The sequence below is a fragment of the Rahnella contaminans genome (assembly GCF_011065485.1).
Classification (GTDB): Bacteria; Pseudomonadota; Gammaproteobacteria; order Enterobacterales; family Enterobacteriaceae; genus Rahnella; species Rahnella contaminans.
In genome coordinates this window covers 42,820-61,401 of sequence record NZ_JAADJS010000003.1, presented here as the reverse complement: position 1 = coordinate 61,401, position 18,582 = coordinate 42,820, and the positions used below count along the sequence as shown (strand labels likewise).

The following is an 18,582-nucleotide window of genomic DNA, read 5'->3' as shown; positions in this document are numbered from 1 at the left end:
TTAATGGGTTAGCTATGTCAAACCAAACGGTAATTGAAATGATCCGCCAGCGTGATGTGCTAAATGTTGGCGTTAGTCTGGGTTTTAGAGGGTTGTCGTTTCGTAACGCAGTCAAGAATTGCTGGGAAGGTTTCGACATTGATTTAGCCCGGGCAGTGGCGGTCGCTGTGTTTGGCGATGCAGGAAAAATCCATTACATGCCCTTGCAGTCTGGTGACCGCTTCAGGGCGCTGCGTGATGGGGTGATTGATCTGGGTTCGTTTAACTCCAGTATTACCTTCCAGCGTGAGGCGGAATCAGAGGTCACTTTCGTTCACCCGATGCTGTTTGACGGTGAAGTACTGATGACGCCGGCCAGTAATTTGCTCGAGCCGGTCGAACAGGCAAGTTATACCCGCAAGCGCCGGATAGCGGCCATGCGCGGTTCAACAACCGAAGAAAATCTGAAGCGCTATTTTGGAAATTTAAACCTGTCCTGCGAAATCAGTCTGTTTGATTCGCCGTCTCAGGCACGCCAGGCTTATCAGCATGGTGAATGCAATATCTATTGTCTCGACTCCTATCTGCTGGCCGGTGAACGCGCTCAGCTGACGGACAAAGAGGCGCACATTATCTTGCAAGATCGTATCTCACTGGAAACCATGTCACCGGCGGTTGCATCGAATGACCCGCAGTGGCTGAAAGCGGTAACCTGGATCATGCGTGCGCTGATTGAAGCGGAAAACCTGCAAGTCAGCAGCAAGAATATTCATGAAATGAGTCAGGAGGCGACGGGTTATCTGAAGACCTTCCTGTACCCGTCAGAACAGAATTGTAAGAATCTGGGCCTGCGCCCTGAATTTATTCGTGAGATTATTCATCAGGTAGGCAACTACGGCGAGATATTCCAGCGCAATCTGGGGAAATACTCAGAGCTGAATCAGGCGCGTCGGGATAATAATTTATGGTCGCAGGGTGGGATGTTGTATTCGCCTTTATTTATATAGTCTCTGATTTATATTTACCTTAATTCTGTTACGTTATTTTTGCGCGGTTATCCTTTAAATATTCTTTGGCAGGAACATCATGAGTGAACTATTGGCTGAAAAACAGCAAGAAATGATTTTGTCTGGCTTGGTGAAAAATAATTTCGGTTATTTAGAGACGCAGCCCGATAATGTCGATGCCAGCGTTATCAGAAATATTATTCTGCATGGCCATCATCAGGGCAATGTTTTATATGTTATTCGTAATTTCGCGAATAAACAGATTTGCCAGGATGTGGCTGAAAACTTCAATAAGATGGTGAATCGTAACGGCGGTGGAAACCGTGCGGATGACGGTTTCGTACTGACCAACCAGATAGGCGCTACGCAGTTCTCACGTAATGGCGAACAATATATGGCGGAAGTGAACCGGGTGAATGCCAGCGTCGCCGAACTGATGTCGGTGACCGACACATATGCCACAGAATCCCTGTTCCTTAACCGCACGCTGGAAGATTTATTCCTCGAGGAAGGCATTCACTTTGGTCCGGCGCGTTATAAAAATACTTACGCCTGTTTTGCCACATTCCGGCGCTGGCTGGATAACGGTGCTATGTCGCTGATGCCGCATGAAGACCGCGCCCAGCTTAAGTTTGCGCTTCAGGATAACTTTGAAATTGCCAATGCAATGACAGTGACTGCTTTCAACGTGTGTCTGGAAGCGGCGCAGGGCGGCGGCGAGCTGAAAATGTGGAACCTCGACCCGGACGAACTTTGCCGTGCACGCTTTGGTGTGACGGACACCGGTTATCCATATCCACCCCATCTGCTCCAGGGCGTGGAGTCGTTATCCGTGCAACTGAACGCCGGTGATATTTACTTTATGAACGCCTGTCATTTGCACGGTGTAAGCAGTGTGAGTCAGGGAAGTCGCCTTACCGCCGGGCGCTTTATTGGCAGACTTAATAATAGCAAAGTGGTGTATTGGACATAGCCGGAATGCATTAACAGCGGCAATTTATTCTCTCTGTATTCTGAATTAATAATGAGTCTGATATGAAACATGTTAATCATCTTGCCGCCGGAGGATACGCTTTTATTCCCGGCAGTTATTATCAGGCATTGCCTGATACCCATTACGAAAATAAAGATATTTTTCTTTCTGATCTGGAACAGCTAAAACTGGCGTACGAAAGTCTGACGCTGGATCCTTATTCTCCGGGCAACCGCTGGCGCGGATATGCGCAATGCCGTCGCGACGCAGAAGGGAAACTGTTTTTCGGTCATTTCACAGCCTATAAGCAAACTAAAAAATACAATCCGGATACCGGCGGTATTATTCGTCAATATCCTTTATTGCCGGAAAATATCACCGCAAACCGTCTGATGCAGGCAATTTTGCAAGACGATATCGCTTTTGTTGAAGCCTATGAACGTATCGGGGCGCTCGAAGAACTGACCGTCGGCATTCATCTGTTCCGCTACGAAGCACAGTGCGACGCACCCGCCTACAGCTCGCCCGTGTGGCTGCATAAAGATGATGAAGACGTGGTGTTCGTACATCTGATCCACGCCTCCGCCAACATGCTCGGTGGCGACAATCTGATTGCGCCGAACCCTAAAAACATTGAGCGGGTGCTGCGCCTTGAGAACTTGTTCGACACGCTGGTGGTGAATCACGACAAATACCATGCCGTGACGCCGGTCGGTTGCCGCGAACCCGGAGAGACTGCGGTGCGCGACATTATCCTGGTCACGTTCCAGCGTACTGAGGGAGAGGCGGCATGAGACTGAAACATAAAGCTTTTATTACTGGCGCATCCAGTGGGATCGGCAAATCGATGGTGACGACCTATCTGGCTGCCGGTTACGTGGTCGAAGGCATTGACAGTGCCCCGTCCGTTTTCACCGATGAACCTGACTACTCTCACCATCAGCTGGATATTACCGACTCCGTACGCCTCGATGCCTTGTTTGAAACGGCAGAGTACGCCAGCGGAAATAACGTCTTAATTAACTGTGCCGGCACCCGCGAAATCTGCCGTATAGATGAGTTATCGCTGTCGCTGTGGGAACGCGTTTTTGCCGTCAACGTGACCGCCAGCTTCGTTGCCGGGCGGGCCTTTTGCCAGCAACTGGTTCGCCAAAACTTGCCGGGCAATGCCGTCAATATCGCCTCGGTATCGGGGCTGATGGGCGAGCCGGATCGCACCGCGTATGTCTCATCAAAACACGCGGTGATCGGCCTGACGAAACAACTGGCGCTGGAATACGGCAGACATCAGATCCGGGTGAATGCCATTGCGCCCGGGGTTATCCGCACGCCGCTGACGGAGCCTTATTACGACAATCCGGCGCAGATGGAGAAGATCCAGCGCGGTCAGTACCTGCCGGTGCTGGGCGAAACGCAGGATGTGGCACAAGCGGCGATGTATCTCACCTCGCCAGAAGCGCGATTTGTGACCGGTTCAACACTGGTTATCGATGGCGGCTGGACGATTGGTAAAGAGCTTTAATCCGATGGCCGGCATAACGGCCACTTATGACTTGCAGGAGTTTTAACATGAACAACACCTATATTCTGATCCTCGGCGGTGAGTTTGCTTTACGTGAGCGTGTTTTAGCCGGTGCCTTACGGGCGTCTGGCGGCATGCGGGTTCTGACCATGGCGAAAAACCGCACCACGCCGACAATCAAATTCTTCGACGGTTTTTTGCCGGGCGACGTCGCGGACGCTGAGGCTGTGCTGCGCGCGGTCCAGACTCATGAACGCCAGACCGGTGAAACCCCTGCGGCGGTGATCCCGATGAACGACTTCACGGTGCGCGCCGCCAGCCTGCTGACCGGGCATTACCAGCTGCACGGGAACGACAGCCAGACGATCACCAACTGCCGCGACAAGTTTGTCATGAAGCAAATCCTGCAAGCCGCTGGCCTGCCGGTGCCTCGCTTCGCAGCGTTTCGCACCTTAAACGAACTCAAAAAACTGATCGCAGAGATTGGTCTGCCGGTAGTGATTAAGCCGCGTGAAATGGCGGGCAGCCTGGGCGTATTAAAAATCAGCCGCGAAGACGAAATCGAAGAAGTATTCGGCAAATGTGTAACCGATGTGATTTCACTGAACGGTGAATCTTTTGCGCCGGAAGATCTCTTCCAGGTCGAGGAATATGTTCCGGCCTGGCAGGAAGTCAGCGTCGAGGTGATCAATCAGGGCGACTATCATCGCGCGATGGCAGTGACCGACAAATACCTGGGCGAAGAGCCGAATTTCGTCGAAGTGGGCCACAGCATGCCGTCGCTGCACAGTGACAATCAGAAACTGCGTGACATCGCCGAACGTGCCTGCCATGCGCTGGGGATCCGCTACGGTGTGGCGCACTTTGAAGCGCGTATTACTCCGGCGGGTGAAATCAAAATCATTGAAGTGGGGGCGCGCACCGGTGGCGATACCATCATGGATCTGTTGGAAAGAACTTACGGCATCAATCCTTATGAACTGCACGTGCTCAGCCATCTGAACAAACTTAAACCCCTGCCTGACACCCTGAAGCCCCGCGGTCTCAGCGCCGTGGCTTTCATTAAAGCCGACGAAGGTGTGATAGAAAAAGTCACTTTGCCCACCAGCTTGCCAGACCACGTAGTGAATATGCAGATCACGGCTAAGCCGCTGGATACGTCGAAAAAGCTGGTGTCGTGGAAAACCCGCGAAGGTTCGGTGGAGTATTTCTGGCCTCAGCGTGCCGCGGAACCAGGTTTTGATGAGCATTTAACGATTGCCGATCAGTACGCGCGTTCGCTGTTTACGCTCCGTCAGGCCTGATATTAACCGGGCCGCCGTGCCTGCGCCGGTGGCCCCTGAACTCTTTTAAGGATAGTGATGATATGAACAGTGATCGTTTTGGATTAAAACGTTTTGTCTTTTCCCGCTTTGCCGGGTCACTGTGCGATCAGTTCCTGCTGTTTGCCGTTCCGCTGGCGATTCTGAAAGCCACCGGATCTCTGACCTTTTCTTCGCTGGCTTTCGTCATTGAATGGCTGCCGCGCATTCTGTTTTTCCCGCTGTCTGGTTTTCTGGCAGACCGTATCAAACCGCGCTTTATCTTCTTCAACGTAGAAGCAGGGCGTTCGGTATTGATGGTGGTGGCCTTCCTGACCCTGACTTTTCATCCCAGCGCCACGTTTCCGGTGCTGGCCGTCATGATGGCACTGCTGTCAGTCGCCTATGTGCTCAACTTTGTCGCCACTGAAGCGCTGTTGCCGCGCCATATTCCGGCCAGTACTTTGCCGAAAGCGCATTCCATGCTGCAAGGCGTAGATCAGATTACGCAAGTGCTCGGCCCGGCGCTGGCGGTGGCCATTTCGGTGTACGGCGGCGTCGGGGCAATTTTAGCCTGTGCCGCCGTGCTGTTTGCCATCTCGGCCATCAACTATCTGTTCCTCGAAACACACGATCTGGTGGTTGCTGAGAAGATGAGTTTCCGCTCGATTGTGGAGTCGAACCTGACGGCGATTCAGGTGCTTAAGCAAAATAAAATCCTGCTGCATCTGTGTGCGCTGACCTGGGTGGTGAATCTGGTCTACGGGGCGGCGCTGGTGGTGAGTGCGGCGGTGATCCTCAAAGAATTCCACCTGCCGGAAAGCTATTTTGGCGTATTACAAACTTCTGCCGCGCTGGTTACCATTGTGACGTTTATCTTTGTGCCGCGTATTGCCAAACGGTTTGGTCTCTCGACGCTGGGAACGCTGTCATTTTGCGGGATGATTTTGTCTGGCGCGCTGATGTCGCTGTCACTCGATTTCGCGATGTATCTGGTGGGTTATGCGGTGCTGATGGCCTTCGACGGCGCATTCAGCGTTTACCTGCGTACCTTACGCAGCCAGATTATTCCACAAGAGCATCTGGGCAAAACCATGGGGCTGATTGGTCTGATGAATATGTGTTCGGTGCCGGTCAGTGGTCTGGCGGTAACGGCGCTGGCGGGCAGTTTTATGCCACTGCAAATCATCGCCATTATCCTGGCTTTCGCGCTGGCATTAGGGCTGGTGCTGATCGTCGTCGGTCGCCGCGCCTTTGGCTACCGCAGCTGGTTACCGCCAGTGATTGCGCAGCCGCAGGTTTAAAACGGAATGACCCCTTACCCGGCCGGGTAAGGGGTGTATTTGCTAAAACAACACCATCAGAAAGAGAAACACGAACATCCCAATGCGCCCCAGAAGGCGTTGTCGTCAGAAACCGGCACATCCGAACCGCGGGCGATATCGTGACTGTGTTTATGCACGCCACAGGGTCCGGCGCACTGATGAGCCTGACGTACCAGCCCGACGCGCGCGGCACCTTGCGGCGGCGCTGACCGGTAATGGCCCGGCACTTTCGTGACCGGTGACCAGTCTGGTAAAACCGGAATTGCAGGTGGGGCAAGCGGTGAGAAACTGCCTGCCGCGTAAACCACTTTGCCGTCAACCACGGTCATCACCGATTCGATGCCCTTAATGAGTTCTTCCTGCACGCTGAAGAAATCTTCAGAAAGCACCGCCAGATCCGCCAATTGTCCGGCTTTAATCTGTCCTTTTTTACCCTGCTCGCTGGAAAACCATGAGCTGCCCTGCGTCCACAGCATCAGCGCGGTTTCGCGGTCTATTCTGGCGTCATCATCGTACATCGCCATTCCGCCGACCGTGCGGCCGGAAACCAGCCAGTACAGCGCCGTCCACGGATTGTAGCTTGCGACGCGGGTGGCGTCGGTGCCCAGCCCGACAGGTAGTCCGGCGTACAACATTTTCGCCACCGGCGGCGTGTGTTTGGTGGCTTCAATGCCATAACGGTCTGCGAAATATTCCCCCTGGAATGCCATTCGATGCTGTACTGCAATGCCGCCGCCGAGTGCTTTGACGCGCTCGATATTCCGTTCGGTGATGGTTTCTGCGTGGTCGAAGAACCAGTGCAGGCCGTTAAACGGAATATCGCTGTTCACTTTTTCAAACACATCCAGCATACGGCTGATCGACTCATCGTAAGTGGCGTGCAGACGGAATGGCCAGCGGTGCTCCACCAGATGACGCACCACGCGCTCCAGCTCAACTTCGGTACCCGGCGGTAAATCCGGGCGCGGTTGCAGGAAATCTTCAAAATCCGCCGCTGAGAACACTAACATTTCGCCTGCGCCGTTGTGCCGGTAGAAATCTGTGCCCTGACCGGGTTTGAGCATATCAGTCCACAGTTTGAAATCATCCAGCTCATGCTGCGGACGCTGGGTAAACAGGTTGTAGGCGATGCGCACGGTCAGCTGATTTTTCTGATGAAGTTCATCAATGATCTGATAATCCTCAGGATAGTTCTGGAAACCGCCGCCCGCATCGATGGCGCTGGTCAGCCCGAGGCGGTTCAGTTCGCGCATAAACTGGCGCGTGGAGTTCACCTGTTGTTCCAGCGGTAGTTTCGGACCTTTTGCCAGCGTCGAGTACAAAATCATCGCGTTCGGTTTGGCAATCAGCATGCCTGTCGGATTGCCGTTGCTGTCACGCTGAATTTCACCGCCCGGCGGGTTTGGCGTGTCTTTGGTGTAACCGACCACTTTCAGTGCGGCGCGGTTGAGCAGGGCGCGATCATAGAGATGCAGGATGAAAACCGGCGTATCCGGCGCAGCCTGATTGATTTCATCAAGCGTGGGCATGCGGCGTTCGGCGAACTGAAATTCAGTCCAGCCACCCACGACGCGAACCCACTGCGGGCCTGGGGTGCGCATGGCCTGATCTTTGAGCATCCGCAGCGCATCGGCCAGAGAAGGTACGCCTTCCCAGCGTAATTCGAGATTGTAATTCAGACCGCCGCGGATCAGGTGAAGGTGCGAGTCGTTAAGGCCGGGAACCGCCGTGTGACCTTGCAAATCAACCACCTGCGTACCCGCATCGGCGAACTGCATCACTTCATTTTCTGTGCCGACGGCAAGGAATTTGCCGTCTTTTATTGCCACAGCGTTCGCCAGCGGTTTTTCGCGGTCGACCGTGTGGAATTTACCGTTAGTTAAGATCAGGGAAGCAAAACGAGTCATTAGAAAAGCTCCTGTCATTGCGCGGTTGTGCGCGTCAGCCATGAATGGAAAACTCGGGTAATAATCGGCATCCAGAGGAATACCACCAGCGCAACGACGGACGCGTCATTGAGTAAATGGCCGCCCTCCGTGCCTTTGAGCTGCGGCAAAAAGAGACCCCAAAACCAGGGAACGATGTGCGTTGACGGGTAAATTACCAGCAGGGTTAGCAGATATTGCTTCCAGCGTGCCGGAGGACGAACCGTGGCGCTGGGCGGGGTGAACCAGAATTCGGCACCGGGACGCACTTCCGTGCTGTCGCTTTGTAAAAGCAGCGGGCTGACTTCATCCACCAGTTGCTTGCGCAGGTCTGATTTGTGCCAGGCGTTGAGATTTTCCAGCGTGTCGAAGCGAACCAGAATGGTGTAGGCATCGCCGCTGCGGCTCGGGCGGATAACGTTGACACCCAGATGGCCCGGAAAAGTACTCGCCTGCGGCATGATTTTATTCAGCCAGGTTTCGTACTCTGCTTCACGGGCAGGCGCAACTTTGTGCGTAATGACAAGCGTGACGTGTTGCTTGTGGGTTTGAGACTGGGACATTAACCACCTCACCTGTTGAAAATAAAATCATTTATCGGGTCAATGAAATGATATTAGTTGGCGAGTTGAATCAATGATAGGTGAGAATTTTGGCCTTCTTGTTAAGTTTTTTTGTTATTCATTTTCGCCAACCACGCGCAGGCTGCGCTGCTTCATGACGCGGTGCAAATTCGATTCCAGCCAGTTCGCCAGCCCGGAAACCTGATCCTTCACCTCGATACCCAGCGGGGTCAGACTATACTCAACGTGCGGCGGCACGACCGGAAATGAACGGCGGTCAACAAAGCCATCTTCTTCCAGCGACTGTAATGTCTGCGCCAGCATTTTCTCACTGACGCCCCCGACTTTGCGGCGCAGTTCGCTGAAACGCAGCGTGTCGTCACTCAGGGCGAGCAAAATCAGTAAACCCCAGCGGCTGGTGATGTGCCGGAGGATTTCGCGGGAAGGGCAGTTTGGGTCGAGCACTTCGCCCCGGCGGATCTGTTCCGTGAGGGGAAGACGCTCAGTCGTTTTGTCGGAAGGAATTATTTTCATACTAACCTTTTGGTGCGTACTTACGAAAAGTTAGTATATCGCATAGGATGTTTTCAGAGCCAGCGTCTTTCGGGCCTCATGTTGAATAAAACACTTTTTGGAGAAACAAAATGATTGCAATCACCGGTGCTACCGGCCAGTTAGGCCGCCTCGTTATTGCCGCACTTTTGAAAAAAGTGCCTGCTAATCAGATTATTGCTGCCGTGCGCAGCCCGGAAAAAGCCAAAGACCTGGCTGATTTAGGTGTGGAAGTGCGTCAGGCCGATTACAGCCAGCCTGCAACACTGGATTCCGCATTTAAAGGCGTGGAAAAACTGCTGCTGATTTCTTCCAGCGAAGTCGGTCAGCGTGAAGCGCAGCACAACGCGGTGATTGCTGCCGCAAAGCGCGCAGGCGTTAAGTTACTGGCATACACCAGCCTGCTGCATGCAGATAAAAGCCCGCTGGGCCTGGGCGTGGAACACCGCGCGACGGAAAAAGCACTGCGCGAATCCGGCGTGCCTCACGTACTGCTGCGCAACGGCTGGTACACCGAAAACTACGCGGCAAGCATAGCGCCTGCACTGGCACACAATGCGTTTATCGGCGCTGTCGGCGAAGGGCGTATTGCTTCTGCCGCACGTCAGGATTATGCCGAAGCCGCCGCCGCAGTGCTGACCCTCGATAATCAGGCGGGTAAGGTTTACGAATTAGCCGGTGATGAGGCGTATACGCTGGCTGAATTCTCCGCAGAAATTGCGAAGCAGTCCGGTAAAAAAGTGGATTACGTTAACCTGCCGGAAGCGGAATTTGCGAAAGCGCTGATCGGCGCAGGTTTGCCGGACTGGCTGGCAAATATGCTGGCAGATTCTGATGCTGGCGCAGCGATTGGCGGCCTGTTTGATGATTCCCATACATTGAGCAAACTGATCGGTCGCCCGACGACACCGGCAAAAGACGTGATTGCCGCGACGTTGAAAGCCCTTTGATTTGTTAAATGTTGTTCATTATGTATTACTCAGCGGCCTGCAATTTTGCGGGCCGTTTTTCTTTCTACCTGATCCCCGTTCCCGCCGTCTGTTAAGCTAACTCCCATCTGGTATTATCAGAAAGTCCGCACTAACCCTCAGGTGATCCTATGACAGAAAATGAATTCAGGCTGCTGCTCGTCGATAATGGTTTTGACGAGCCGGTACTGGTCGAGCGGGAACCGCTAATCCGTCTTGAAAAACACGCTCACCCGTTCGAAGCCATGGCTTTTATCCTCAGCGGTGAAATCACTATTACCACCCAAAACGGGTTCAGAACTTATTGCGCCGGAGAGATTTTTCATCTTCAACCCAATGAAATGCACGAGGAAGAGTTCGGCGATCAGGGCGTCCGCTACCTTTCGGGGCGTAAAAGCTTGCAGTAAATCGCAGATAAAAGAATGCCCGTCAGGGGAAACGGGCATTGGAATGAGTTACAAGGGGAAAACCTTAAGTCATCTGTAGCAGGCTACAGATGAGCTCTATAATAATCATTTAATGTGAAGGTTGTGTGTAGGATGAATCTGTTTTCTGCTCATTGTGGCAACAAATTTTCAACGATCCCTCGCTATACATCGGGTTAATTTCGCGGCAGAATACGCGCCCTTTTTGGCCAGAAAAACAGCGAGCGGAGAATTCTTCAGTGAAAATCAATGTCATTGGTACCAGCGGAAGCGGGAAATCAACACTGGCGCGCGGTATTTCTCAGAAGCTGAACATTCCGTATGTCGAACTGGACGCATTGTTCTGGCGGCCAGACTGGCAGGGCACGCCGGATGAGGAATTTTTCGCCCGGCTCGGCGAAAGACTTTCCGCCAGCGAAGGGTGGGTGCTGGACGGCAATTATAAACGCACGCAGCCCGTGAAATGGCGGGAAATAGATCTGATTATTTGGGTGGATTACTCGTTCGGGCGGACGTTGTTTCAGGCGGTGAAACGTGCCGCCACACGCGCATGGCATCAGCAGGAACTCTGGGCAGGAACGGGAAATCGTGAGACGTTCCGCAAAAGTTTTTTCAGCCGGGATTCCATTATTTTGTGGACGCTGAAAACCTTCGCCAAAAACCGCCGCCAGTATCAGGCATTGCTTGAGGATCCTGACTGGCAGCATGTTCGTTTTGTGCGTTTACGTTCACCCCAGCAGGCTCAGGTTTTTCTCCGTAATCTGACCCAGCTGTAACACCATCCACGGGCTGAACGCCCAGGGTGTTGCACGCACGCTGTTCAGCAAATCTTCCGGTTTTACCCATTGAAAATCCATGACTTCCGTGTCGCGTGGCTCGGGAACCATACGGCAAAATGCGGAAAAAATCGGGCAGAACTCGTTCTCAACAATCCCGGAAGCATCGGTCGCGATGTACTGGAATTCTCCGATCAGCGAGGTGATTTTTTCAACCGATAAACCCAGTTCATACTGGCATCGACGGTAAACGGCTGCCTGCAACGATTCGCCGGGAAGCGGGTGCCCGCAGGCGGAGTTCGTCCAGACACCAGGCCACGCGATTTTGTTCAGGGAGCGGCGCGTGATCAGCAACTCGCCGCGATCGTTGTGGATGTAGCAGGAAAAAGCCAGATGCAATGGCGTCTGAGCGTTGTGCACCAGCGCTTTATCCATGGTACCGGCCGGTTGATTTTTAACATCAAGCAACACGACTTCTTCAATCATAAAACTCTCCGTTACTCCTCCATCATCGCTTTCAGCAGGCGAACCAACTGCTGTTGATCATCAGGAGAAAGTCTTGCCAAAAACTCAGTGTCTACCTGCTGGCCGAGCGGCTGGGTTTTGGCCAGAACCGCTTTACCTTCCCCGGTCAGGGTAATAAAACGCCGGCGTTTGTCCGCCGGATCCGCCTCACGGATTAACAAACCGCGCGACTCAAGTCGTGAAAGCATTTCCGCCAGCGTGGCCTTGCTGCTGATGGCAACGTCGGTCAGCTGCACCTGTTCAATACCCGGGTTTTCAGCAATTGAGCGCAATACCGCGTACTGAGGTTTGGTCAGATCCGGAATGCATTGCTGCCATCTCGCGGTGTGTTGCTGGAATACCTTACGCATCAGGTGAAAGGCTTCCTGTCTCAATTGTGTGCTCATCATCGTTCCCGGCTTTCTTATGGTTTCGCCCTATCTTAGCAATCTATGGATCTCGAATGCGACAGACCATTGCGGGGATTTGAAAATGAGTATAAGGTAAAAATAGTTCGTATACGAACAATATGTTCAAAAAAGGTTAACGTGAGTGAGGGTGGTATGAGACTGATTGTGGGGATGACCGGCGCGACGGGCGCACCTTTGGGCGTCGCGTTACTGAAAGCGCTGCGGGAAATCGACGGAGTGGAAACGCACCTGGTGATGTCGAAATGGGCGAAAACGACCCTTGAGCTGGAAACGCCTTATACCGCTCGTGAAGTCGCTGAAATGGCTGATTTTACACATAATTCTGCCGATCAGGCGGCCACGATTTCCTCCGGTTCATTCAAAACCGACGGCATGATTATTATTCCGTGCAGCATGAAAACGCTGGCCGGGATCCGCGCCGGTTATGCCGAAGGGCTGGTCGGCCGTGCGGCAGATGTCGTGCTGAAAGAAAACCGCAAGCTGGTGCTGGTTCCGCGTGAAACGCCGCTCAGCACCATTCACCTCGAAAACCTGCTCGCGCTGTCGCAAATGGGCGTGGCGATCGTGCCGCCGATGCCTGCTTATTACAACCATCCCGAGACAATTCAGGATGTTACCGACCATATCGTGACCCGCGTACTTGACCAGTTTGGCCTTGAATATCACCGCGCAAAACGCTGGGCCGGGTTATCGCCAAAAAGTGACGACGTCACGTTATAGCGTTCAATTTTTAAGTTTTAAAACACGTAGTAATCCTTCACCGAAACAGGAGAGTCGAGATGGCTTTTGATGATCTGCGCAGCTTTATGAGCGCACTGGATGAAAACGGACAACTGCTGAAAATCACCGAACAGGTGAAAGCAGAGCCCGATCTGGCCGCGGCGGCGAACGCCACCGGTCGTATCGGCGAAGGCGCGCCCGCGCTGTATTTTGACAATGTGGAAGGGTTTACCGACGCCCGTATCGCCCTGAATACGCTCGGTTCCTGGCAAAACCATGCGATTGCGATGGGGTTGCCGCCCAATACATCGACCAACGAACAGATTGCCGAATACATCCGCCGCTGGGATACCTTCCCGGTGAAACCGGAGCGCCGCGATAATCCGCCTTGGGCGCAAAACACCGTCGATGGCGAAGACATTAACCTGTTCGACATCCTGCCGCTTTTCCGCCTGAACGACGGCGACGGTGGTTTCTATCTCGACAAAGCCTGCGTCGTTTCCCGCGACCCGACTGACCCGGACAGTTTTGACAAACAAAATGTCGGCATTTACCGGATGGAAGTGAAGGGCAAACGCAAACTCGGCCTCCAGCCGGTGCCGATGCACGATATCGCGCTGCATCTGCATAAAGCCGAAGAGCGCGGCGAAGATTTACCGATTGTTATCACACTGGGCAACGACCCGATCATTACGCTGATGGGCGCAACGCCGCTGAAATACGACCAGTCTGAATACGAAATGGCCGGTGCGCTGCGTCAGGCGCCGTACCCGATCGCCACCGCGCCACTGACCGGTTTCGACGTTCCGTGGGGTTCAGAAGTGATCCTCGAAGGGGTTATCGAAGGCCGTAAACGTGAAATCGAAGGGCCGTTCGGGGAGTTCACCGGGCACTATTCTGGTGGCCGCAACATGACCGTGGTGCGCATTGATAAAGTGTCGTACCGCACCAAACCGGTATTTGAATCCCTGTATCTCGGGATGCCGTGGACAGAAATCGATTACCTGATGGGCCCGGCGACCTGCGTGCCGCTGTATCAGCAACTCAAAGCTGAATTCCCGGAAGTTCAGGCCGTTAACGCCATGTACACGCACGGGCTGCTGGCGATCATCTCCACCAAGAAACGCTATGGCGGCTTTGCGCGCGCGGTCGGTTTACGCGCCATGACCACGCCGCACGGGCTGGGCTACGTGAAAATGGTGATTATGGTGGATGAGGATGTCGATCCGTTCAACCTGCCGCAGGTGATGTGGGCGCTTTCCGCGAAAGTGAATCCGGCGGGTGACCTGGTTCAGTTGCCGAACATGTCCGTGCTGGAGCTGGATCCGGGTTCGTCTCCTGCGGGGATCACCGACAAACTGATCATCGATGCTACCACGCCGGTCGCGCCGGATAACCGCGGGCATTACAGCCAGCCGGTACGTGATTTGCCAGAAACCAAAGACTGGGTTGTGAAACTGAATTCCCTGCTGGCGGGCCGTCAGGCCTGAGCACTAACTGACTGAGTTAAGGAGTGATTATGATTTGTCCACGTTGTGCCGGTGAGCATATCGAGCTGATGGCGGTATCGCCGGTGAAAGGGGTCTGGACGGTGCATCAGTGCCAGCGTTGTTTATACACCTGGCGGTCAACGGAGCCGTTACGGCGCACCAGCCGGGAGCATTACCCGGAGGCGTTCCGGATGACGCAAGCGGATATTGATAATGCACCGATGGTGCCGTCGGTGCCGCCGCTTTTAGGGGAATAGTATTGGGCCCCGGACGGGGCCTCTTTGGAATCTCCGCGTCTTTTTACAACCCGCGCTATCGCTCGCTGGCTATGTTTCAGGAACAACAGCTATTGCCGCGAAAACTTGCCGCTGCGCGGTACCTTCATTATTCCCCGCATGTTACCGGTATCACATAAATTAAAAATCATAAGAAATTAATCATATCTCATAATTGTGACTCGCTTTTAACCACTTTATAACAAGTCCTCAGGCCACCGGACGGACTGACTTTTTGAGTTTAACCCGATAAAAGACAGGACGAAAAATGACAGCGAAATTATCCGTAAAAGAAAAAATCAGTTACGGTCTGGGGGATATGGCGAGCCATATAGGTCTGGATAACGTGATTATTTTCCTGACGTTTTACTATACCGATGTGGTGGGTTTACCGGCGGTGTTTGTCGGTACTATGTTCCTTGTGGCCCGCGTGGCCGATGCGATTGTTGACCCGGCGATGGGGCTGATCGCTGACCGCACGCAAACGCGTTTCGGCAAGTTCAGACCTTATATTCTCTGGCTGGCGCTCCCGTTTGGCGCGAGTTGTTTACTGGTGTATGCCGTGCCGGAATCCCTCACACTAACCGGCAAGATGGTGTACGCCAGCGTCACGTACTGCGTGATGATGCTGATGTATACCGCCATCAACATCCCTTACTGTTCGATGGGCGCGATCATTACGCCGGATAACAGCCAGCGTATTTCGCTACAGTCTTACCGCTTTTTCCTCGCCACGCTCGGTGGCGCGATGTCGACATTCCTGATGATGCCGCTGGCAGAAATGATGGGCGGCGGCAATAAACTCGACGGGTATTTCGGCGCAATGGCAATCATGGCCTCGATCGCTGTGGTCATGTTTTTACTCTGTTTTCTCAATACAAAGGAACGTATCAGCGCGCCGCCGACGCATGCGAATTTCCTCTCAGATCTGCGCGACCTGGTGCGTAACGACCAGTGGCGCGTAGTGGCCGCGCTGATCTTCTTTAATATCTCCTTCGGCGTCGTTCGTCTCGGCGCGATGATGTATTACGTGACGTATTATCTGGGCAACGCCAGCTATTTTATGTGGCTCCTCGCCGCGCATATTGTTGGAAAAAGCCTCGGCAGCGCGCTGGTCAAACCGCTGACCCGAAGCCGCAGCAAACTGTCGGCTTTCACGCTGTGCGCCGTTCTAACCGGTCTTCTGAGCATGGCGATTTTCTTCGTTCCGGCATGGATTTCCCTGCTGGTCGGTATGACATTGCTGGTCTCGACCTTCTATCAGGTCACCACCACGCTGATGTGGGTGATGATGTCGGACGTGGTGGATTACGGTGAATACAAACAAGGCAAACGCATGGACGGCACCGTGTTTTCCACGCTGCTGGCGATCCTCAAAATGGGAATGGCGGTCAGCGGGGCCGTCGTCGGCTGGACACTTGGCATGAGCGGTTATGTTCCGCACGCTGCGCAGCAAAATACTGCGGCGATGTTGTCCATTATCGCGCTGTTCTCGCTGGTGCCGGGCGTGTTGTCGATGTTCAGCGCGCTGTCGATGCGCTGGTACAAACTCAACGACGCCACCATGAAACACATTAATCAGTCCAAAATCACCCCGGAACACGAGCCTGAACGTCAGGCTACCTTGCATACTCAGGAGTCCGCATGAGCGAATTAATCGCCGAAAAAAACCGTATCCTCTGGCATTTCGATCAGCAAACTCTGGTGATTGAACCCTGGGGTGAAAACAGTCTGCGTGTGCGCGCGACCTGTCGTCCTGCGCTCAATGACCACCTCTGGGCACTGCTCCCACAGAATGGACAACCTCAGGCTGATATCTCCCGTGGCACCGAAACACTGACCCTGTGCAACGGCAATATCACGGCGACGGTTAACATTAAAGGCCAGCTGGCATTTTATAACCAACGCGGCGAGCTCATTCTGGAAGAGTTCTGGCGTCAGCGTTCGACGGTGGGGATTGGCGCGACGGAAAAAAGTCAGGATAAGTACATCAGTGCGCTGAAAATGGATGCGCGCGAATTCAAAGCGATTCCCGGCGGAAAGCATCAGCTGACGGTCAGGTTTGAGTCGCACCCCGAGGAGAAGATTTATGGCATGGGGCAGTACCAGCAAAACTGTCTGGACCTGAAAGGGTGCACGCTGGAACTGGCACAGCGCAATTCACAGGCCAGCGTGCCGTTTATGCTCTCCAGCCTCGGCTATGGTTTGCTGTGGAATAACCCGGCGATTGGCGAGGCGACGTTTGGCAAGAACATCACCCGCTGGGAGGCGCAGGTCACAGAGCAGATGGATTACTGGATCACCGCCGGAGACACGCCTGCGGAAATCATGCATCAATATGGCCGTGCGACCGGCACCGCGCCGCGCATGCCGGATTACGCGACCGGTTTCTGGCAGTGCAAATTGCGCTACCGCACACAGCAGGAAGTGCTGGAAGTCGCGCGCGAATACAAGCGCCGGAAACTGCCGATTTCGGTCATTGTGATTGATTTCTTCCACTGGCCAAATCAGGGCACATGGTGTTTTGACCCGGTGGACTGGCCGGATCCGAAAGCGATGGTGGCTGAGCTGAAATCACTGGGTATTGAAACGATGGTGTCGGTCTGGCCGACGGTAGACAGCCGCACTGATAACTATAAGGAGATGAAATCAAAAGGTTATCTGGTGAATACCGATCGCGGTGTGTCAGTGAATCTGGACTTCCTCGGCAACTGTACCTTCTTTGATGCGACACATCCCGGCGCCCGACAATTTGTCTGGGATAAGGTGAAGAAAAATTATTTTGATCTGGGGATCCGCACCTTCTGGCTGGATGAAGCAGAACCGGAGTATCGCGCCTATGATTTTGATAACTATCGCTATTATCTCGGGCCGGTGTTGGAAGTTGGCAATATTTATCCGCAGAAATTCGCGCAGGGCTTTTACGACGGTTTACAGCAGGAAGGCGAGCGCGAAATCGTCAATCTGGTGCGCTGCGCCTGGGCAGGAAGCCAGCGTTATGGCGTGCTGGCGTGGTCGGGAGATATTCATTCCTCGTTCCACGCGCTGCGCAATCAGATTGCCGCCGGTCTGAATATGGGGCTGGCGGGCATTCCGTGGTGGACGACGGATATCGGCGGTTTTCAGGGCGGAAACGTGAATGATCCGGCGTTTCAGGAACTGCTGATCCGCTGGTTTCAGTGGGGCGTTTTCTGCCCGGTTATGCGTCTGCACGGGTATCGCGAACCGCAAATTCAGCCGCCGGAACCGTGGCGGAATGGCATTGCGCAATGTAACAGCGGTGCGCCCAATGAAGTGTGGAGCTACGGCGAGGCAAATTATGAACTGATGAAAAGCGGCTTGTTCCTGCGTGAAAAATTGCGGCCATACATCAGTTGCGTGATGGATGAAGCGCATGAGAAGGGCGATCCCGCGATGCGCACGCTGTTCTATCAGTACCCGGATCAGGCCGAAAGCTGGCAGGTGGAAGATCAGTATTTGCTGGGTGCTGATATTCTGGTCGCGCCGGTTTTACATGCCGGTCAGCGCAAGCGTGAAGTCTGGCTGCCCGCCGGTGAAAACTGGATAGCCCTGAACGGTGAACGTTATCCGGGCGGACAGAAAATCATGGCTGATGCGCCGCTCAGCGCTATTCCGGTCTTTATTCGTGAAGGTACACAGGTGCAGGCAGAACTGGGTCTATAACCGTACATAACTTTTCGCGCGGTTATTTAAAGATTCGGGCGTGGCATAACCTTCAGCATAAAAAGCCAGAGAGTCAGTGAAGCGCACGGTAATACCACCGCCGGAGGAAGAAGCGTGTTAATGCCTCTTTCCCGGCATTCGTCAGTTATCACAAAATGGTTA

The 18,582-nt window shown here is 53.7% G+C and carries 19 protein-coding genes; 14 read left to right on the top strand and 5 right to left on the bottom strand.

Features of this window, described 5'->3' with window-relative positions:
• Positions 1-14: 14 nt before the first annotated feature.
• From GW579_RS15070 to GW579_RS15045, 6 genes are all read left to right on the top strand, one after another.
• Positions 15-986 (top strand): amino acid ABC transporter substrate-binding protein, encoded by a 972-nt coding sequence (locus tag GW579_RS15070; protein WP_152326766.1) that lies wholly within the window; start codon positions 15-17, stop codon positions 984-986.
• Positions 987-1,065: 79 nt separating this feature from the next.
• Entirely contained in the window at positions 1,066-1,959 is an 894-nt protein-coding gene (gene hilA, locus GW579_RS15065; protein ID WP_152326767.1) for an L-isoleucine 3(1)-dioxygenase, read from the top strand.
• Between the two features lie 62 nt (positions 1,960-2,021).
• The gene (hilB, locus tag GW579_RS15060; protein ID WP_152326768.1) at positions 2,022-2,753 is read left to right on the top strand and encodes a 3(1)-hydroxy-L-isoleucine 4-dioxygenase HilB; all 732 of its coding nucleotides are present in this window, start codon (positions 2,022-2,024) and stop codon (positions 2,751-2,753) included.
• The gene (locus tag GW579_RS15055) at positions 2,750-3,481 is read left to right on the top strand and encodes an SDR family NAD(P)-dependent oxidoreductase (RefSeq protein WP_165059828.1); all 732 of its coding nucleotides are present in this window, start codon (positions 2,750-2,752) and stop codon (positions 3,479-3,481) included. Before hilB ends, GW579_RS15055 begins: the two co-directional genes overlap by 4 nt.
• Positions 3,482-3,528: 47 nt before the next feature.
• On the top strand, positions 3,529-4,785 hold the full coding sequence (locus tag GW579_RS15050; RefSeq protein ID WP_165059826.1) for an ATP-grasp domain-containing protein: 1,257 nt from the start codon (positions 3,529-3,531) through the stop codon (positions 4,783-4,785).
• A 62-nt stretch (positions 4,786-4,847) separates the two neighbouring features.
• Positions 4,848-6,086 (top strand): MFS transporter, encoded by a 1,239-nt coding sequence (locus tag GW579_RS15045; protein WP_152326771.1) that lies wholly within the window; start codon positions 4,848-4,850, stop codon positions 6,084-6,086.
• A 56-nt stretch (positions 6,087-6,142) separates the two neighbouring features.
• Here GW579_RS15045 and GW579_RS15040 read toward each other — a convergent pair whose 3' ends face one another.
• From GW579_RS15040 to GW579_RS15030, 3 genes are all read right to left on the bottom strand, one after another.
• Positions 6,143-8,014, bottom strand: a complete 1,872-nt coding sequence (locus tag GW579_RS15040) for an amidohydrolase (RefSeq protein ID WP_165059824.1) — start codon at positions 8,012-8,014, stop codon at positions 6,143-6,145.
• Between the two features lie 14 nt (positions 8,015-8,028).
• A complete protein-coding gene (locus tag GW579_RS15035) occupies positions 8,029-8,595 on the bottom strand; it encodes an antibiotic biosynthesis monooxygenase (RefSeq protein WP_152326773.1) in 567 nt (188 codons plus the stop codon).
• A 114-nt stretch (positions 8,596-8,709) separates the two neighbouring features.
• The gene (locus GW579_RS15030) at positions 8,710-9,129 is read right to left on the bottom strand and encodes a winged helix-turn-helix transcriptional regulator (protein WP_165059822.1); all 420 of its coding nucleotides are present in this window, start codon (positions 9,127-9,129) and stop codon (positions 8,710-8,712) included.
• Between the two features lie 110 nt (positions 9,130-9,239).
• Between GW579_RS15030 and GW579_RS15025 the strand changes: the two genes are divergently transcribed.
• From GW579_RS15025 to GW579_RS15015, 3 genes are all read left to right on the top strand, one after another.
• Positions 9,240-10,097 (top strand): SDR family oxidoreductase, encoded by an 858-nt coding sequence (locus tag GW579_RS15025; RefSeq protein ID WP_165059820.1) that lies wholly within the window; start codon positions 9,240-9,242, stop codon positions 10,095-10,097.
• A 149-nt stretch (positions 10,098-10,246) separates the two neighbouring features.
• Positions 10,247-10,522: a cupin domain-containing protein gene (locus tag GW579_RS15020; protein ID WP_152326776.1), complete on the top strand. Its 276-nt coding sequence runs from the start codon at positions 10,247-10,249 to the stop codon at positions 10,520-10,522.
• Between the two features lie 257 nt (positions 10,523-10,779).
• Positions 10,780-11,316, top strand: coding sequence for a P-loop NTPase family protein (locus tag GW579_RS15015; protein WP_152326777.1), 537 nt, complete (start codon positions 10,780-10,782; stop codon positions 11,314-11,316).
• Here GW579_RS15015 and idi read toward each other — a convergent pair.
• Both idi and GW579_RS15005 read right to left on the bottom strand, forming a co-directional pair.
• Positions 11,269-11,802, bottom strand: coding sequence for an isopentenyl-diphosphate Delta-isomerase (gene idi, locus GW579_RS15010; RefSeq protein ID WP_165059818.1), 534 nt, complete (start codon positions 11,800-11,802; stop codon positions 11,269-11,271). The two genes, GW579_RS15015 and idi, sit on opposite strands and share 48 nt — an antisense overlap.
• An 11-nt stretch (positions 11,803-11,813) precedes the next feature.
• Positions 11,814-12,227 carry a MarR family winged helix-turn-helix transcriptional regulator gene (locus tag GW579_RS15005; protein ID WP_152326779.1) on the bottom strand — a complete coding sequence of 138 codons (414 nt, stop codon included), beginning with the start codon at positions 12,225-12,227 and terminating at the stop codon, positions 11,814-11,816.
• Between the two features lie 156 nt (positions 12,228-12,383).
• Here GW579_RS15005 and GW579_RS15000 point away from each other — a divergent pair, with 156 nt between their 5' ends.
• The 5 genes from GW579_RS15000 to GW579_RS14980 all read left to right on the top strand — a co-directional run bounded on the left by GW579_RS15000 (position 12,384) and on the right by GW579_RS14980 (position 18,420).
• On the top strand, positions 12,384-12,971 hold the full coding sequence (locus GW579_RS15000) for a non-oxidative hydroxyarylic acid decarboxylases subunit B (protein WP_152326780.1): 588 nt from the start codon (positions 12,384-12,386) through the stop codon (positions 12,969-12,971).
• A gap of 59 nt (positions 12,972-13,030) precedes the next feature.
• Positions 13,031-14,461 carry a non-oxidative hydroxyarylic acid decarboxylases subunit C gene (locus tag GW579_RS14995; protein WP_152326781.1) on the top strand — a complete coding sequence of 477 codons (1,431 nt, stop codon included), beginning with the start codon at positions 13,031-13,033 and terminating at the stop codon, positions 14,459-14,461.
• A 29-nt stretch (positions 14,462-14,490) separates the two neighbouring features.
• A complete protein-coding gene (locus tag GW579_RS14990; protein WP_152326782.1) occupies positions 14,491-14,718 on the top strand; it encodes a non-oxidative hydroxyarylic acid decarboxylases subunit D in 228 nt (75 codons plus the stop codon).
• 286 nt (positions 14,719-15,004) lie between these two features.
• Positions 15,005-16,384, top strand: coding sequence for a glycoside-pentoside-hexuronide (GPH):cation symporter (locus tag GW579_RS14985; RefSeq protein ID WP_152326783.1), 1,380 nt, complete (start codon positions 15,005-15,007; stop codon positions 16,382-16,384).
• Positions 16,381-18,420, top strand: coding sequence for a glycoside hydrolase family 31 protein (locus GW579_RS14980; RefSeq protein WP_165059816.1), 2,040 nt, complete (start codon positions 16,381-16,383; stop codon positions 18,418-18,420). Before GW579_RS14985 ends, GW579_RS14980 begins: the two co-directional genes overlap by 4 nt.
• Positions 18,421-18,582: the final 162 nt, after the last annotated feature.

Bases quoted from the DNA above. Each gene is read 5' to 3' on its own strand.
- GW579_RS15070 (WP_152326766.1), top strand. From the start codon at position 15: ATGTCAAACCAAACGGTAATTGAAATGATCCGCCAGCGTGATGTGCTA.
- hilA (WP_152326767.1), top strand. From the start codon at position 1,066: ATGAGTGAACTATTGGCTGAAAAACAGCAAGAAATGATTTTGTCTGGC.
- hilB (WP_152326768.1), top strand. From the start codon at position 2,022: ATGAAACATGTTAATCATCTTGCCGCCGGAGGATACGCTTTTATTCCC.
- GW579_RS15055 (WP_165059828.1), top strand. From the start codon at position 2,750: ATGAGACTGAAACATAAAGCTTTTATTACTGGCGCATCCAGTGGGATC.
- GW579_RS15050 (WP_165059826.1), top strand. From the start codon at position 3,529: ATGAACAACACCTATATTCTGATCCTCGGCGGTGAGTTTGCTTTACGT.
- GW579_RS15045 (WP_152326771.1), top strand. From the start codon at position 4,848: ATGAACAGTGATCGTTTTGGATTAAAACGTTTTGTCTTTTCCCGCTTT.
- GW579_RS15040 (WP_165059824.1), bottom strand. From the start codon at position 8,014: ATGACTCGTTTTGCTTCCCTGATCTTAACTAACGGTAAATTCCACACG.
- GW579_RS15035 (WP_152326773.1), bottom strand. From the start codon at position 8,595: ATGTCCCAGTCTCAAACCCACAAGCAACACGTCACGCTTGTCATTACG.
- GW579_RS15030 (WP_165059822.1), bottom strand. From the start codon at position 9,129: ATGAAAATAATTCCTTCCGACAAAACGACTGAGCGTCTTCCCCTCACG.
- GW579_RS15025 (WP_165059820.1), top strand. From the start codon at position 9,240: ATGATTGCAATCACCGGTGCTACCGGCCAGTTAGGCCGCCTCGTTATT.
- GW579_RS15020 (WP_152326776.1), top strand. From the start codon at position 10,247: ATGACAGAAAATGAATTCAGGCTGCTGCTCGTCGATAATGGTTTTGAC.
- idi (WP_165059818.1), bottom strand. From the start codon at position 11,802: ATGATTGAAGAAGTCGTGTTGCTTGATGTTAAAAATCAACCGGCCGGT.
- GW579_RS15005 (WP_152326779.1), bottom strand. From the start codon at position 12,227: ATGAGCACACAATTGAGACAGGAAGCCTTTCACCTGATGCGTAAGGTA.
- GW579_RS15000 (WP_152326780.1), top strand. From the start codon at position 12,384: ATGAGACTGATTGTGGGGATGACCGGCGCGACGGGCGCACCTTTGGGC.
- GW579_RS14995 (WP_152326781.1), top strand. From the start codon at position 13,031: ATGGCTTTTGATGATCTGCGCAGCTTTATGAGCGCACTGGATGAAAAC.
- GW579_RS14990 (WP_152326782.1), top strand. From the start codon at position 14,491: ATGATTTGTCCACGTTGTGCCGGTGAGCATATCGAGCTGATGGCGGTA.
- GW579_RS14985 (WP_152326783.1), top strand. From the start codon at position 15,005: ATGACAGCGAAATTATCCGTAAAAGAAAAAATCAGTTACGGTCTGGGG.
- GW579_RS14980 (WP_165059816.1), top strand. From the start codon at position 16,381: ATGAGCGAATTAATCGCCGAAAAAAACCGTATCCTCTGGCATTTCGAT.